This window comes from Magnetococcales bacterium (genome assembly GCA_015231755.1).
In the GTDB taxonomy this organism is placed as follows: Bacteria; Pseudomonadota; Magnetococcia; order Magnetococcales; family Magnetaquicoccaceae; genus Magnetaquiglobus.
Genome location: JADGAZ010000028.1, coordinates 23,406 through 38,372, shown reverse-complemented (window position 1 = coordinate 38,372; position 14,967 = coordinate 23,406). Strand labels below are relative to the sequence as shown.

Annotated in this window: 10 protein-coding genes; 7 read left to right on the top strand and 3 right to left on the bottom strand. The window is 52.4% G+C overall.

What is annotated here, in order from left to right:
• Both HQL98_15150 and HQL98_15145 read right to left on the bottom strand, forming a co-directional pair.
• Positions 1-840: a hemerythrin family protein gene (locus tag HQL98_15150; protein MBF0273385.1), complete on the bottom strand. Its 840-nt coding sequence runs from the start codon at positions 838-840 to the stop codon at positions 1-3.
• A 269-nt stretch (positions 841-1,109) separates the two neighbouring features.
• Positions 1,110-2,069, bottom strand: coding sequence for a DUF1311 domain-containing protein (locus tag HQL98_15145; protein ID MBF0273384.1), 960 nt, complete (start codon positions 2,067-2,069; stop codon positions 1,110-1,112).
• Between the two features lie 360 nt (positions 2,070-2,429).
• Here HQL98_15145 and HQL98_15140 point away from each other — a divergent pair, with 360 nt between their 5' ends.
• Positions 2,430-2,759 carry a hypothetical protein gene (locus tag HQL98_15140; GenBank protein ID MBF0273383.1) on the top strand — a complete coding sequence of 110 codons (330 nt, stop codon included), beginning with the start codon at positions 2,430-2,432 and terminating at the stop codon, positions 2,757-2,759.
• Positions 2,760-2,853: 94 nt separating this feature from the next.
• Here the strand turns inward: HQL98_15140 and HQL98_15135 are convergent, their stop codons facing one another.
• Entirely contained in the window at positions 2,854-3,441 is a 588-nt protein-coding gene (locus tag HQL98_15135) for a hypothetical protein (protein MBF0273382.1), read from the bottom strand.
• Positions 3,442-4,085: 644 nt separating this feature from the next.
• Between HQL98_15135 and HQL98_15130 the strand changes: the two genes are divergently transcribed.
• The 6 genes from HQL98_15130 (at position 4,086) to HQL98_15105 (ending at position 14,907) form a co-directional block, all read left to right on the top strand.
• Positions 4,086-4,994, top strand: coding sequence for a transporter (locus HQL98_15130; protein MBF0273381.1), 909 nt, complete (start codon positions 4,086-4,088; stop codon positions 4,992-4,994).
• Positions 4,995-5,511: 517 nt separating this feature from the next.
• Positions 5,512-8,907 carry a response regulator gene (locus HQL98_15125; protein ID MBF0273380.1) on the top strand — a complete coding sequence of 1,132 codons (3,396 nt, stop codon included), beginning with the start codon at positions 5,512-5,514 and terminating at the stop codon, positions 8,905-8,907.
• A 161-nt stretch (positions 8,908-9,068) separates the two neighbouring features.
• The gene (locus tag HQL98_15120; GenBank protein ID MBF0273379.1) at positions 9,069-9,806 is read left to right on the top strand and encodes a formylglycine-generating enzyme family protein; all 738 of its coding nucleotides are present in this window, start codon (positions 9,069-9,071) and stop codon (positions 9,804-9,806) included.
• Between the two features lie 291 nt (positions 9,807-10,097).
• Positions 10,098-13,976: a PAS domain S-box protein gene (locus HQL98_15115; protein MBF0273378.1), complete on the top strand. Its 3,879-nt coding sequence runs from the start codon at positions 10,098-10,100 to the stop codon at positions 13,974-13,976.
• A 116-nt stretch (positions 13,977-14,092) separates the two neighbouring features.
• Entirely contained in the window at positions 14,093-14,497 is a 405-nt protein-coding gene (locus HQL98_15110; GenBank protein MBF0273377.1) for a response regulator, read from the top strand.
• Positions 14,494-14,907 carry a response regulator gene (locus HQL98_15105; GenBank protein MBF0273376.1) on the top strand — a complete coding sequence of 138 codons (414 nt, stop codon included), beginning with the start codon at positions 14,494-14,496 and terminating at the stop codon, positions 14,905-14,907. Before HQL98_15110 ends, HQL98_15105 begins: the two co-directional genes overlap by 4 nt.
• Positions 14,908-14,967: the final 60 nt, after the last annotated feature.

Below are 14,967 nucleotides of genomic sequence, written 5' to 3'. Positions count from 1 at the left end.
TCATAAATACGATTTCATGTACAGTTTCAATGTGTTGGACTTTCTGAGGATGCCCGAAGTAAGTTTGATTGCCAACCCGCTCAACAGGATCGTTTGATTGATCAACTCCATATGCTCCTTGTCTATATTATTGATTTCTATGATCGGTAATCGTCTCAGGAGCGTTCTTTTTAAATCGGCGTGATTTTCTTTTGATTTTAAGTCATCTTTTGTTTCTTTGTTTCTTAACAGACTATTGTTTGATAATGAGGGTGGAATATGCAGTGTAATGATAGCTTTTGTTTTAATATCTCCGTTGTGAAATTTTGAATAAGACATGTCCATATGATTGATGTGCTGAAACAGCCATCCAATGACAAGGTGCAGTAAATCAATAATGTAAGATACGGATTCTTGCCGCATACGTTTTTCCAGGCCAAGCAAAGATTCGACAAAAATCTTATGCGCTTCCATATGTTCAGCAATATATGAGTATTTTATTTTTCTCATAAACTCTTCTTCGTTTCTGAAGTGTTTTAATGCATAATCTTTTAGTTCGTCAATGACATTATAGAGGTATGTAGAATTTTCGTGATTCGGGGCACTTTTCTGGAGATTTCTGACACCAATGTACAGTTTGACCAGAATTTCCACCAATCGCTTATGTTGATCATGCAACAGGGCAACCCCCACATTTTTTAATCGGCTATTCATGTTTCTGCGGAAATCTTCCACAGTAAACCCTTGATTAAAATAATAGTTGTTTGTCGCATTCAGGGTTGTCGCAAGGCGGTCTTTATCCGGTGTCTGCGTGTCGTTGGCATCCTTTGTCCTGTCATTCACCCATTTTGGTTGAATCATCTTCAACTCCCACTTTTGGTTGCGCTGATACTCGAATGATTCCTTGCGTGAATGTTGTATATTTTTGCACTGGACACTCCGCAATGCAAGATAATTTCGCAAAATATAATTTTTTCTGCAAATTTTGATCGTTTTATCGGAGATGCGGGGGTTGAATGAAGAGATGTTGGGGAATGATCATCAGTAATAATAACTGAATAATTATTATTATTTTTGTGGTCAGGGTAAAGAGAAGCATGTCTTTCCCCCGTTTTTATGATTCTTTCTCCTTATTTTTGGCTGGGCATGGGGAGAAAAGTCAGTCTGACCGGATGATTGTTCAGGTCGTAGGTGGCAGGAAGATCAAGGGGTTGACCTTGTTTCAGGTAGTAGAGGGTGATTTGACAGGTTGTTTTGGTGTGCAGGCGGATTTCTGTGGCTCCTTTGAGTTCGAGATCCGGTTTGGCCTGCCGTGCGGCTGCCATCACTTCCAGATAGAGTTGTTCGTCGTCGCACTGGGTGGCGACATGGGGTTGGACTTTGGGTGCCGGGTCAATCCGATCCAGTTCGGAATAGCCTGATCCTCCTTCATGGCAAAACATTTTCATCCTGTCCGGTTGAATTTTGCAGTGTCGTTTCTCGACGCCGTGTGCGTCCTTCCGGATGAGCAATAGGGGGTATTGGGCCTTTGTCCAGGGTGAATCCCAATCCACCTGATGGCTTCCGGTGGGGATTCCCTGTTCAAGGATTCGGCCATCTGCGGTCAAGGTGAGGCGTTCTTTTCCGGTAAATCCTCCCTGGTAGGTGGCGGGAAAGGGGGAGACGATTCCAGAACCGGCGGTTGTATCCATCTGTCGCAATGCGTTGATCCGACCTTGATACGCCTTGGACAGACAGGGGGCATCGGCACAGGCGTTGCGGACTTGGCGCAGCCAGTTCAGTTGTTGAGTTTTCAGGTTTTCGTCCTGTTTGGTCCGTTGCAGGGCGTGTTTGTAAATCGTGGAGAGTTCCCCATCCATTTGCGCGAGGTTTACATCGGTGCAAATGGTTTTTTCCACGGTTGAAGCGGCCTTGCGGCAATCGAAACCGGGAGTTGGCGGCTGGAGTTCGCTCCGGGAGGCCATGATCGGGTTTGGATTGCCCTTCTGCATGGAAGCGGGATGGATATCGCCTTCCATCGCCATGGCGCAGGTCATGTGAAAACCAATGCTCACCATGGCGGCGCTGAGGGAAAAATTGGATGATTGCATCGATTGACCTCCAATGAATGTCGAAGGAAATGGCTGATAAGCCGGTGTGTTGGCACCGGTCACGATTGGGTTGGATCCTGGTGTTTGTCCGGTTTTGTTGTTTTTCTTCTGAGGGACGGGATGATGTTCCTGGAAAAAGAAAGTAGCTTTCGTTATTGGTTTTGTCCATTGATTTTGCGAATCGCATTCAATCGCATGGATGAAACGGTCAACAGGGTCAGACGTTATGAGGGGATGAAGAGAGATGATACTTGACTCTTTCGAGCATGGAGCATTCCACCCCTTGCAAGATACCGCGTCATCGGGTATTTTCCGCCACTTCTGTCGCCTTTAGAAAATAACCTTATAACCGGATGGTGTATGATGAGAAAAATTAATTTGATTGCCAGTTTTGTGCTTGCCTCGCTGCTGGTGGCGACCCCCGGCCACGCAAAGAAGCAAAAACAGAGCGAAGACATTAACTTCGGAGTGTATACCTGCCAGGAGTTCCTGGAGGAGGCTGCTCAGGGGAATGCGGAAGATATCGGGATTGTCCTGATGTGGATCGACGGCTATCTGAGCGGTGTCTCCGGAGATACGGTCTGGAAACAGAAAGGCTTTGAAGAATTCAGCGAGCGTTTGGTCAATTATTGCGCCAAGCACGGTGATGCCAAATTGCTGGATGCGGCCAAAAAGAAAGGCATTCAGTAAGTTTTCAGGTCATCCATCCCCCCCTTGACTGGTGGGGATGGGGGCCTTGTGTCTTGTGAATTGAGACGGGTCCGGGAGGTTCTCGTTGCTGCCGTCAGGATCCAGAGGCGGCATGGAACGCGATTTTTTCCGGGCGACCGGTCGATTCCGTGGCCAGACAGAAGGTATCCACCCGTGCCGGGGGCAGGTTGCGCCAGACAATCCGGCTGTGCTGTTTTTCCATGGCGATGTGGGTAAAATAAGCCGATTCCGTGGGGCGCAGATCGTAGGTGAACTGGATGTAGCGGGTTTGGGCATCCATCACCTGGCTCAAGGCCACTCCAATGCGATGTACCACTTTGTTGGGCAGGGATCGTAACGGCAGCGAGGAGACCACTGCCGCCACTCGGCGTCCTTTGACATGTTTGAGCAGCCACTCCGCCGAGTCGTGAATCACCGTGACTCCGTGGAATTGTTTTTTCAATTCGGGGATAAAGGCTCCTCCCACCTCGATCAACAGCAATTGCTTGCGGTTGGCGACCCGTTTGTATACTTCCTTGGTGATGGCGCCCAGTCCTGGCCCCAGTTCCACGATCAATCCGGATTGCTGATAGTCCACCTGCATGGCCATCTGTCGCGCCAAGTGGCGGGAACTCGCTGCCACCGATCCAATCTCCCGCAAACGGACCAACGACGAAGCCATGCGTGTGCCGGACCGCCAATCCAGATGGTCCGGCCATACGTGGCTGGCTTGAGATATCATTCTGAACACAGCAACAACCCTTTGGTATGGGTGGAGATCGATTGGGAGTCACGCGTCAATGGGATCAACGGGACTCTTTTTTTGTATCATGCGACGATTGCAAGCGGTTTTGTTTGGTTGATTATTTTAATTCTATTTTTGTGATGACTTGGCAATCGGAATTAATGAAAATCTGAGTGATGACGCAGCATACATCCATCACGCCCACAGATCAAGTATGCGGAACCGGTTTATCCATAATGATGGCGTTGTGTTTGGGTTGGATGGTGTGGCGTGTTGGGCCAGCATTGAACGGCATGAACAGGGTCCAACGCAGCGGTGGCGATGACCAGAGCGTCTGCGGTTATTTGGTTCTGTTTATGAAAGAATAGACACCACAAACTGGAAATGGAACGCGCCTGGAAGGTGGGGATGGCCCGGTATTCATATTTTTGCTTTCTATCCCCCTTGGGGTGACCTATGATGTTCGGATGGGTGGATGTCCCAAACTGCGGGATACTGTGGTCTGGGGTGTTCATTGGACAGCACCTGGGGCGATGGAACGTATTCCATTCCATGGCCCGGTTATAGACAAAGGAGTGACCATGAAAAAAGTCGGAACACTGCTGGCGGTTGGACTGTGTGTGGGCAATCTCACTTTGACCTCCCGTGCAGATGCCGGAGAACAGGGGCATTATGTTCATGGGGTCGAAGGAATCAAGGCCGCAACACTTCCTCCGCCTGGCGTTTACTGGCGCTGGTACAACGTATTGTATCAATCCACGGCTTTGCAGGACAATAACGGCAAAGAGGTTCCGGTTGGACTGGATCTGGATGTTTTCGCCTCGGTCAATCGACTCATTTGGATGACACCCCATAAGGTGCTGGGCGCCGACTATGGGATGGATATCCTGGTCCCGTTGGTGAACACCGATCTCGACTTGAACGGTGTGGGGGTGGAATCTGACAAATTCGGCCTGGGTGACATCGCCATTGAACCGCTTCTGCTGGGTTGGCATGGGGCCAATTGGGATGCCTCCACGGCCCTTGGATTCTATCTGCCCACCGGCAGCTATAACCGCCTCAATCCCGCCTCTCCCGGCAAGGATTTCTGGACCACCATGTTTACGTTGGGCGGTACCTGGTACCCGGATGCGAAGAAAGAGTGGTCGATGTCGTTGTTGACCCGATATGAAACCCACTCCAAGAAAGACGAAACCGATGTGCGTCTTGGTGATGATTTCCATTTTGAATGGGGCATCGGTCATCAGGTCACCGATCTGGTGGAACTGGGGGTGGCGGGTTATGGACAATGGCAGTTGACCGACGACAAAGGCACCGGCGTCACCTGGAATCGTAACGATCACGATCAGGTTTTCGGCATCGGACCGGAGTTGGTCACGGCGATTCCGGCGTTGAAGATGTCTGTGTCCCTGCGTGGCATTTTGGAGTTTGGTGCGGAAGATCGTCCCGAAGGTTCCATTGTGACGATGACTTTGACCAAGCCATTGTGACTTGAAAGGGTGGTTCGGGAGCGCTGGTTTGTCGCGCTTTCGCCACAGAACGCCATGTTTTCCCGTTGTCCCGCCACCCCTTTGCGGGTGTGGCGGGACTGCATGCTGGGCGGTTATTATATAATAAAAATTATTTAATTTTAGATTTCTATCATTATTTTCCTCGGCCTGCCATTTCTTGGACGGAAGGGTGGCGGGGCTTGTTTGTTGCTTGGCGTCTTTCGTAAAGCGTGTTGCCGAGGGGATGGTTTTTGGGGCTGGGGTTGGTTTCAGGAATGACAAGAAGGTTTACAAAGTGGGAAAGTTGGCCTAACCTGATTGGATATCCCTTGAATTGCAAACGTTCAAAGGCGGGAGTCAGGCCAATTTATCGTATTGCGGTTGTTCAGACCTGAGATGGATACGGCAGGAGAGTCGCAAGAGCAGCAAAGAAAACGCTGGAATCTTTCCAGAAATTTCCCATTTTTCCTCTCCCCCGGCAGATCCGGGAGATTTCTGTTGGATTCAAGGTGTATGCATGGTGGATCTGCGCGACAAGTTAAGAAAACTGAATCAGATCGGAGTTGCTTTGTCCTCCTCCGTGGAGTTGGATTTGTTGTTGGAAATGATCCTGGTCTACGCCAAGGACCTGACCCGCGCCGATGCGGGTACTTTATATCTGGTGGTCGGAAAACGGTTTCTTCGGTTCGAGATTGTGCGTACCGATTCTCTCGGCATCAGCCTCGGGGGGGCTTCGGGGCGGAAATGTTCGTTTCCTTTGATTCCCCTTTATCTGGATGACGATAGCCCGGATCTCCGATCCATTGTGTCTGCCTGTGTTCTTGAACGCAAAATCATCAGAATCGAAGACGGCTATTCGGTGACGGATTATGATTTTGAGAAGACCCGCGAATTCGATCGGCAGAACGGCTACCGTTCCCGATCCTTTCTGACGGCTCCCTTGATGATTGCTGGTGAAGAGCCTGTTGGCGCGATTCAGTTGATCAACGCGACGGATAAGCACAGTGGGGGAGTCATTCCGTTTTCCGAGGATGACGAGAGTCTTGTGGAATCTTTGGCCTCTCAGGCAACCATTGCCCTGAATCATCACAGACTGAATGCCCATATCAAAAAGCAGTTGGTTTATCAAGAAGGTATCGTCGAGATTCACCGGGTTGCCACGAGTCATCTGCCCTGGAAAGAACGACTGGAGATCATTTTGAACCGCATTGTATCGGTGCATGATATTGCCGATTATGTGTCGGCGGGAATTTTTCTGGCACCCTTGAATGGCAGACTGGAGGGGCTGGATTGTTTGCAAGTCACCATTGGCATGGAGGTGGCCGAGATTGAAAAATGCTGCCAGTTGTTGCCCGGTTTGATCGCGAAGGAAGGACCGGTATGGCCTGATGGGCATCGGGTATTCCCGGTCGAGCTTGAAGGGAGTCGTTTTGGGGTTGTGTGTCTTGTTTTTGATCATCAGATTGATTTGTGTCCCGAATCCTTCGACTTTCTGCACACCGTCGGGCGCATCATGGCGGGTGTGCTGGATTGTGAACACAGCAAGGAGTGGATTGCCGAGAGTGAAAGGTACCTGGAAACCATTCTGGACAGTGCGTTGGATGGCATCATGGGGATCGATGCCCAGGGCCGGATTGTCTATTCCAATGCGGCAGCCATGCAGATTTTTGGATATTCATTATCCGCATGGGAGAATATCAATATTGGAAATCTGATTCCGCATCGGGAATTTTTGTCGTTGCTGCACACGTTACCCTCCGGGAGCGGAGTGGATTCACCTTCCGGCCAGTCTGGCACCATTCAAAGACGGCTCAATTGTACCTGTCTGGGAGCCAGTGGTCAGCCGATTGATTTGGATATTGGGCTGGTCATCTCTTTGCGACACGGAAAATCAAGTAATATTATCTTTCTGCATGACATTACCTCGGAAAAACAGCTTCTGAAATCGCTTGGGGATACATTGAGTGTCGCGGAAGCAGCAAGCAAGACAAAAAGCGCCTTTCTTGCCAATATGAGTCATGAGATTCGGAGTCCCATGAATGCCATCATTGGCATGACCGATCTGATTCTGACCAGCAATCTGCCGCGGGAAGAGGAGTTGGGGCATCTGCAAATGGTTTTGAATGCCGGGCTTTCTTTGTTGGATCTGATCAACGATATCCTGGATATTTCCAAAATCGAAGCGGGAAAGCTGGTCTTTGAGAACATTCCATTCGATTTGTGCGGCAGGATCGAGGATGTGTGTGAGACCATGGCGGTCAATGCGCATCATAAGTCACTGGACCTGTTTTGCGACGTGGCCTGGAATTTGCCGCAAACCTTGTATGGAGATCCGTTGCGGCTCAAACAGATCATGATCAACCTGATCAACAACGCCATCAAATTCACCTTTTCCGGTTATGTTCTGGTGCGGGTGGAAGGGGCGCGGGTTTTGGATGCGGACGGGGAGCCTTTTTTGTTGCGCGTTTCCGTCACCGACACGGGAATCGGGATTCCGGAAGATAAACTGAATATCATTTTCAAGGAATTCACCCAGGTCGACGACTCCACGTCACGCAAGTATGGCGGGACGGGTCTGGGGTTGGGTATCAGCAAACATCTGGTGCAGATGATGAATGGGAGCATCTGGGTCGAAAGCATTCTTGACCAGGGAAGCACGTTTCATTTTGCTGTCAAATTGTCTCATGCCCAGCCACAACACACGAGGGGTCACAGAGCCGACAGTGACGATCGTGTCAACCGGAAAGAGAAAAATGCCGCCACTCTGGAAGGGTTGCGGGTTTTGATCGGTGGTGGTCCCTACATCGGGCAGTCGATCATTGGCAAGATGGTGATCGGATTTGGCGGAAGCTGTGAGACGGTTGCGGACAGTACGGCGTTGCTTGCCGCTTTGAGGGAGGCGCAAGGACGAAACCAACCGTTTGATGTCTTGTTGGTGGATGAGTGCCTGCTGCGGGAAGAGATCTCCGAGGTGGATATGCAGCAGGTGGCCAGCGGATTCCGGGGCGCGCCGATTGTCTTGTTGCCCACCAATATGAGCCTTTCGGCATTCATTGGGCCGTCCTGGTTGCATGGGGCGTTGTCGTTGAAAAAACCGGTGCGGCGTTTTCAACTGCTCAATCGGATTCAACAGGGATTGGGAAAAGAGAGCGCTTTGAGTCATCCGGTCGATCATGCCATCAAACGTCGGACCGATGTTTATCCATTGCAGATTCTTCTGGTGGAGGATCTGGCCACCAACCAGAGACTGGCGACCACCATTTTGTATCAGGCGGGTCATCTGGTCACCCTGGCCAACCATGGTGGCGAGGCCCTGGACATCTTGAAGAAAAAGGAAACCCATTTCGATGTGATTTTGATGGACCTGCAAATGCCGAACATGGATGGCTTTGAAACCACCCTGCGCATCCGGGAAAGTTCCCCGTCCGAGATGTTGGATTCCCGGATTCCCATCATTGCGGTCACCGCCTGTATCATGGCCTCGGAGGAGGAGAAGTGTCGCAATATCGGCATGAATGGTTATCTGAGAAAACCGTATCGACCCCATGAGCTGATTCAGGTCATCGAACCGTTTCTCAAGCCCCGGAAACGGTCCGTGGGAAAGATCACTTTGGAGCCGGTCGAAGTGGATCAGGAGTCCTGGAACCGGGCCAGGAGCGCCTTTCAGGGAGAGGTGTTGGCGGTCGTCAAAGAGTTGCGCCGTGCCCTGGACAAGAAAAATGTCACACAGGCGGTGCAGGGGGTTGGGAAATTGTCCAGTCTGGCCAAAGGGATCGGCGCCAGTCGGATCGGAACCCAGGCCATTCGCATCAAAGGTTCCGCGGAGGTGGGGGACTGGGAGGAGGTGAATGCCTTTCTGGAAAGACTGGATGAACAGATTGAGCAGACCTTGCTATTGTTGACCCAGTTATGAACCGTTGCCTGCGGATGGTGCGCGTTGGGTGTTGTTGTGAGTCGAGGGGATGTATGGTTCATCGGAATTGACGAGGGCGAGCATGTTGAGATCGGTTGGTGTGGATGACGATGAGGGTCGATCTTCTGGAATCAACCGTACCTGGAAGGCCGGATTGTGACATGTTGGAATTTCGAGACGATATTACCGGAATGAAGTTTGTGTGGATTCCCCCGGGAACCTTCAGGATGGGCAGCGTGGAGAGCGAGGATGGTCACAAACCAAGCGAGGCGCCGCTACATGACGTGAGCCTGGATGGTTTCTGGATGGGGATGTTTGCCGTCACTCAGGGGGAGTGGTGCAAACTCATCCATGAAAATCCGGCCCATTTCCGACGGGGGGCCAACTATCCGGTGGAGCGGGTCAGTTGGTATGACGCCATGGCCTTCATCGAACTGTTGAATTTGCGCAGCGGAGGAGGGTTTCGCCTGCCTACGGAAGCCGAGTGGGAATACGCCTGCCGCGCCGGGAGTGTGACCCCTTTTTCTTTTGGCGAAACCATTCGATCCAACAATCAGGTCAATTTCAATGGCAGTTGTCCCTGTCGGGGATTTTCCAAGGGACTGTATCGCCAATCCACCATGCCGGTCGGGAGTTTTCCCGCCAACGGGTTTGGTTTGTACGACATGCATGGCAATGTCTGGGAATGGTGCATGGACGGCTATGACCCGGACTATTATGCCACTCCCCAGGCCAGTATGAAAAATCCGTTCCGAAATGAAGTGAATGTCCGTGATCGTGTCTTGCGCGGGGGGTCTTATGATAATGGTGCCAAAAGAGCCCGTAGTGCCGAACGTTACTGGCATGCTCCCACCAGTCGCTATGACTATATTGGATTTCGTCTGGTCCGGACGCCTTGATCGCCGGACGCCTTGATTCCGCTTGTCCCGGAGTTTCCCGCCTGTTTTCCCCAATTTGTCGAATATTCTTCCTGGAGAAGGTTCATCCTTGAGGCGCAACGGCGGATCTCGCGCATGCCGGAGATGTTTTTAGATCGGTATCGCATGGGATGCTGCATCGTTGTGAAACTTCTGATAGAGTATCACTCATTCAGATCTCCAATAAGGTCTATCATTCATGTTTGTGTTTATAAACTTCCAGAACTGGTTGCATTCCGATTTCAGCTCGGATTGAATCCGGAAAGACGAGAAATGGAACTGACCTTCAATCGAAAGTTCATGCTGCTTGGCCTGATCCTGTTGATCGTTTCGATGGTTGTGGGAGGTATTACCATTTGGACTTTGTATACAACCCATCTTGAAGATGTTCGCGACCGATTGATCGACATTGTCCAGAGCCGCGCCCGGTTCATGGAATCCCTGGCGGCGTTTGATCAGCAGCACAGTCCGGATTATCCGGGAGGTTCTCAGGAGGCGACCCTTGCGCAAATCCGGCAGGCTCATGACCGGTTCAAGGGCTTTGGTGAGACCGGGGAGTTCACGGTGGGCCGAAGAGAAGGGGACCGGATCGTGTTCATGGTGCGGCATCGCCACTCCGACTTCGACAAGCCTCAGCCGGTGCCGCTTCCGAGTCGGTTGGCCATTCCGATGCAGCGGGCCTTGTCGGGACAATCCGGCTCCGTTGTTGGTCTGGATTATCGCGGGGTGGAGGTGTTGGCCGCTTATGAGCCGGTGGCCATTTTGAATATGGGGGTGGTGGTCAAAGTCGATATGGAAGAGGTCCGCAGTCGATACATCCAGGCTGCCTTGCTGTTGTTTGCATTGGCCTGTGGAATCGTTGCGGTCGGGGAGTTGCTGTTTTATTGGATCAGCAAACCGTTGATTCGTCGTATTGTGGAACATCAACAATTGGGACGCATTCTGGAAAGTTCGGTCAATGAGATTTATATTTTTGACGTGGATTTTTTTCGTTGTGTTTATGTCAACAATAGCGCACAAGTCAATCTGGGATATACGTCTGCCGAGTTATCGATGCTGTATCCCTGGTCTTTCAATCCGTTGATGTCGGAGAATGCATTCAAGGAACGGGTGCAGCCTCTGTTGCGGGGAGACAAGCTCCAACTGTTTTTCGAGACCGAGCACCGTCGCAGGGATGGTTCTGTATATCCAGTCGAAGTGCGCATGCAGCTTTTTCAGCAGGAGAAAATCCAGGTCGTGGTGTCCATTGTGCTGGATGTCTCCACCCGCAAAAGCCTGGAACGTTCCCTGTACGAGACGGAAACCAACCATTTCATCACGTTGCAATCCATTGGCGACGCGGTCATCTCCACCGACACACGCCGTCGTGTGCAGTACATGAATCCCGTGGCCGAGACGTTGACCGGATGGAAATTGGACGAAGCGCGCAATCGTCCTTTGTCCGAAGTGTTTCGGATGGTCAACAGTCAGACCGGCTTGCCGGTGGTCAATCCGGTGGAGACGGTGCTTGAAACCGGTACGCTTGTCGGTCTGGCCAGTCATGCCACCCTGGTTGCCAGGGACGGACGGGAATCGCAGATTGCCGACAGTTGCTCCCCCATCCGGGATGCCGGGGGAACCCTGCTTGGAGTGGTGCTGGTGTTTCGGGATGTGACCGAAGAGTATCGGATGCGCGCCGCGTTGCAGACCAGCGAGGAGCGTTTGCAACTGGTCCTGGATGGCACCAACGACGGCATCTGGGACTGGAACATCCGGAGCGGGGCGATCTATTTCAGTCCCAAGGCCGAACAGATGCTGGGTTTCGCCCATGGAGAACTGGTGCCCCACTTTCAAAGCTGGGTCGATCTGCTGCATCCGGATGATCGGGAACGGGTGTTGAGCGGCCTCGACGATCATGTGGCCGGTCGGATCGAGAGCCACTCCCTGGAGTATCGATTGCGCACCCGCATGGGGGATTGGGTCTGGATTCAAGGACGCGGCAAGGTGGTGGAGCGGGATGCAGAAGGCAAGCCCTGGAGAATGGCCGGTACCTATACGGATATTACCGTGCGCAAAGGGGCGGAAATGGAATTGCAACGCATGAACCGCGCCCTCAAGGCGTTGAGTTCCGCCAGCGAGGCGTTGCTTCACGCCCAGGATGAAGAGCAGTTCATGACCACGTTGTGTCAATTGATCGTGGAGAAGGCCGGTTACCGGCTGGCGTGGTGCGGTTTTTCCGGACAGGATGCCACGCAACGGGTGGTGCCGGTGGCTCAGTTTGGTTATGAAATCGGCTATCTGGATAGCTTGTACATCTCTTGGGGCGAGGGGGCCAGTGGACAGGGGCCAACCGGTCGCGCCATTCGCACCGGTCTGCCGGCCCATGCCAGAGACATTCTCAACGATCCTGACTTCGCCCCCTGGCGGGAACAGGCCATGGCCCAGGGGTATCGCTCCTCGGTTTCCCTGCCCTTGGTGAGCGAAGGACAACCTTTCGGTGCCTTGAGCGTCTATGCGGCGGAACCCGATGCCTTCGATGGGCGGGAGACGGCGTTCCTGATGGATCTGGCCCGGGATATCTCTTTCGGAATCATGGCGCTGCGCGCTCATGCCAACAATTTGCGCCTGGCTTCGGCCATCGAGCAGACCGAAGATATGGTCCTGGTTGCCGATACCGGCGGGGTGATCCAGTATGTCAATCAGGCCTTTTGTCGGGTGACGGGTTATGCGGCGACGGAGGTGATCGACCAGAACATCACCATTCTGGACGCGGGAGAGTTCAAACAGGAGATCGCCGGGGAGATGTGGCGTTGTCTGGCCATGGGCAAGACCTGGAAGGGGCATTTCCTCAACCGCAAAAAGGATGGATCGTTTTTTGATGTGGAATCCAGCATCTCCCCGGTGAAAAGTCCGGATGGATCGGTCAGAAACTATGTCGCGGTGCATCGGGACATCACCAGACAGTTGCGCATGGAACGGCAACTGCGTCAGGCGCAGAAAATGAAGGCCATCGGAACCCTCGCAGGTGGCATTGCCCATGATTTCAACAATCTGCTGGGCATCATTCTGGGTTATACGGAACTGGTGCTGGACAAGATTCCCGCCACCGACCAGAACCACCAGGATTTGCAGGATGTCTTCCTGGCGGGAAAACGGGCCAAGGATCTGGTCGCCCAACTGTTGACCTTCAGCCGCATGTCCGAAGGGGAACGCAAAACCATTCAAGTGGTGCCGATTCTCAAGGAAACCATCCAGTTCATGCGCGCTTCGGTTCCGACCACCATTGCCATCCATACCCACATTCTGGAGCCGGATGTGGTGATTTCGGGGGATCCCACCCAGTTGCATCAGGTCATCATGAACCTGTGCACGAACGCGTCTTTTGCCATGGAGGAAAAGGGTGGGAGCCTGGATATCACCCTGAACACGGTCACTTTGACTCCCGATGAGGCCGGCACCTTGGATGTCGCCCCCGGTCTTTATGCGTTGCTGGCGGTTCAGGATACGGGTGTGGGCATCGATCCGGAGATACGGGATCGTCTGTTCGATCCTTTTTTCAGTACCCGGGAGATCGGCAAGGGGACCGGTTTGGGATTGTCGGTGGTTCATGGGATTGTCACCGATGCCAAAGGGGCCATTCAGGTGTTCAGTGAAATCGGTCGGGGCAGCACCTTTCAGGTGTTCTGGCCTTTGGCCGTCGAACGGGAAACGGCCTCCGAGACGAGTACCACTGTGCATCGAACCCTGGAGGCCTATCGGGTTTTGTTCGTCGATGACGAAACCAGCATCGCCCGATTGGGAAAAATGCAATTGGAACAATTGGGCTATCAGGTGGAGTGTTGCAGCGATCCCGGTCTGGCCTGGAAACGGTTGCAACTGGATTCGGATCAGTACGATGTCATCATTACCGATCAGACCATGCCCGGCATGACCGGAATCGAATTGCTGTCCCGGATTGCCACCCTGAATGCCGGGTTGCCCTCTGTGTTGTGTTCGGGGAAAAAGGATCCGGTCTCCCCCGAACAGATGCGGACGCTTGGCATCCGGGCGGTTCTCAGGAAACCGGTCCTGAAGGAGGAGTTGGGACGGATTCTGTACGATATTTTCAACAACCGAGAAGTTTGGGATCCGGATCAATTTGTTGTTGATTCCGCAGAGGCTGTCGGCCCATAGTGATTCCATGTCGGGTGGAGTGAACATCCCGCAACCCCAAACGGATGGGTCGGGTCTGTGTGGTGGATCACCCCCACCGGATGATCAGGCACCAGGAATTCAGCGGATGACAGAATATGAAAGATATCCTGATTGTGGATGATGAACAAAGATTGGTGAACTTGTTGTGTCGTGTTCTTCAAGATGCCGGTTATTCGTTGGCGACCGCCTCCAACGGGGTGGAAGCGTTGCAGGTTTATCAGGACGTGCAACCCAGGCTGGTGATCAGCGACATCATCATGCCGGATATGGATGGTATTGATTTGATTCAACGTGTGCAAACGATCAACCAGGAGCAAAAGATCATTGCCATGTCTGGCGGCAATGCCCAGTTGGCCATGGATTTTGTCTTGAAACTGACCACAATGTTCGGTGTGGTCAATGTGCTGCAAAAGCCGTTTACCAATCAAAGGATTCTGGACGCAGTCGCATTGGCCATCGGACTGCCTGACCACCACAGCCATCCGGAAGGGGTGTCATGAATCACCATATCAACGCAGTGGCCAAACGCATTTTGATTATTGATGACAATCCCGCGATCCGGACCTTGATGACCCGTATTCTCCGGGAGAACGGGTATGAGGTGGAGGAGGCCAACAATGGCAAGGAGGGGGTGCAAGCGTTTTACAATCGTCCGGCGGATCTTGTCATCACCGATATCCTCATGCCGGAGATGGATGGTATCGAGGTGGTCATGGCGTTTACCCGTTTGGAGAACAGACCCAAAATCATTGCCATCTCCGGCGGGAGTCCTCCGTATTTGTCAGCCGCCCTGAACCTGAAGGCGGCGACGGTCTTGGGGGCTTCCAGCATCTTGATGAAGCCATTCACCGCCGCTGAATTGACCACCGTTATCGCACGGGCTTTCCAAACGGATGGCTCCGGCGTTTGATAAACCTTTGATTTCTTATCGTTAAGGCTAAGAGTCATGTACAGCGCAAAGCGCGATATG

Excerpts from the sequence above, each read along its gene's own strand:
- HQL98_15150 (MBF0273385.1), bottom strand. The coding sequence starts at position 840 with ATGATTCAACCAAAATGGGTGAATGACAGGACAAAGGATGCCAACGAC.
- HQL98_15145 (MBF0273384.1), bottom strand. The coding sequence starts at position 2,069 with ATGCAATCATCCAATTTTTCCCTCAGCGCCGCCATGGTGAGCATTGGT.
- HQL98_15140 (MBF0273383.1), top strand. The coding sequence starts at position 2,430 with ATGATGAGAAAAATTAATTTGATTGCCAGTTTTGTGCTTGCCTCGCTG.
- HQL98_15135 (MBF0273382.1), bottom strand. The coding sequence starts at position 3,441 with ATGGCTTCGTCGTTGGTCCGTTTGCGGGAGATTGGATCGGTGGCAGCG.
- HQL98_15130 (MBF0273381.1), top strand. The coding sequence starts at position 4,086 with ATGAAAAAAGTCGGAACACTGCTGGCGGTTGGACTGTGTGTGGGCAAT.
- HQL98_15125 (MBF0273380.1), top strand. The coding sequence starts at position 5,512 with ATGGTGGATCTGCGCGACAAGTTAAGAAAACTGAATCAGATCGGAGTT.
- HQL98_15120 (MBF0273379.1), top strand. The coding sequence starts at position 9,069 with ATGTTGGAATTTCGAGACGATATTACCGGAATGAAGTTTGTGTGGATT.
- HQL98_15115 (MBF0273378.1), top strand. The coding sequence starts at position 10,098 with ATGGAACTGACCTTCAATCGAAAGTTCATGCTGCTTGGCCTGATCCTG.
- HQL98_15110 (MBF0273377.1), top strand. The coding sequence starts at position 14,093 with ATGAAAGATATCCTGATTGTGGATGATGAACAAAGATTGGTGAACTTG.
- HQL98_15105 (MBF0273376.1), top strand. The coding sequence starts at position 14,494 with ATGAATCACCATATCAACGCAGTGGCCAAACGCATTTTGATTATTGAT.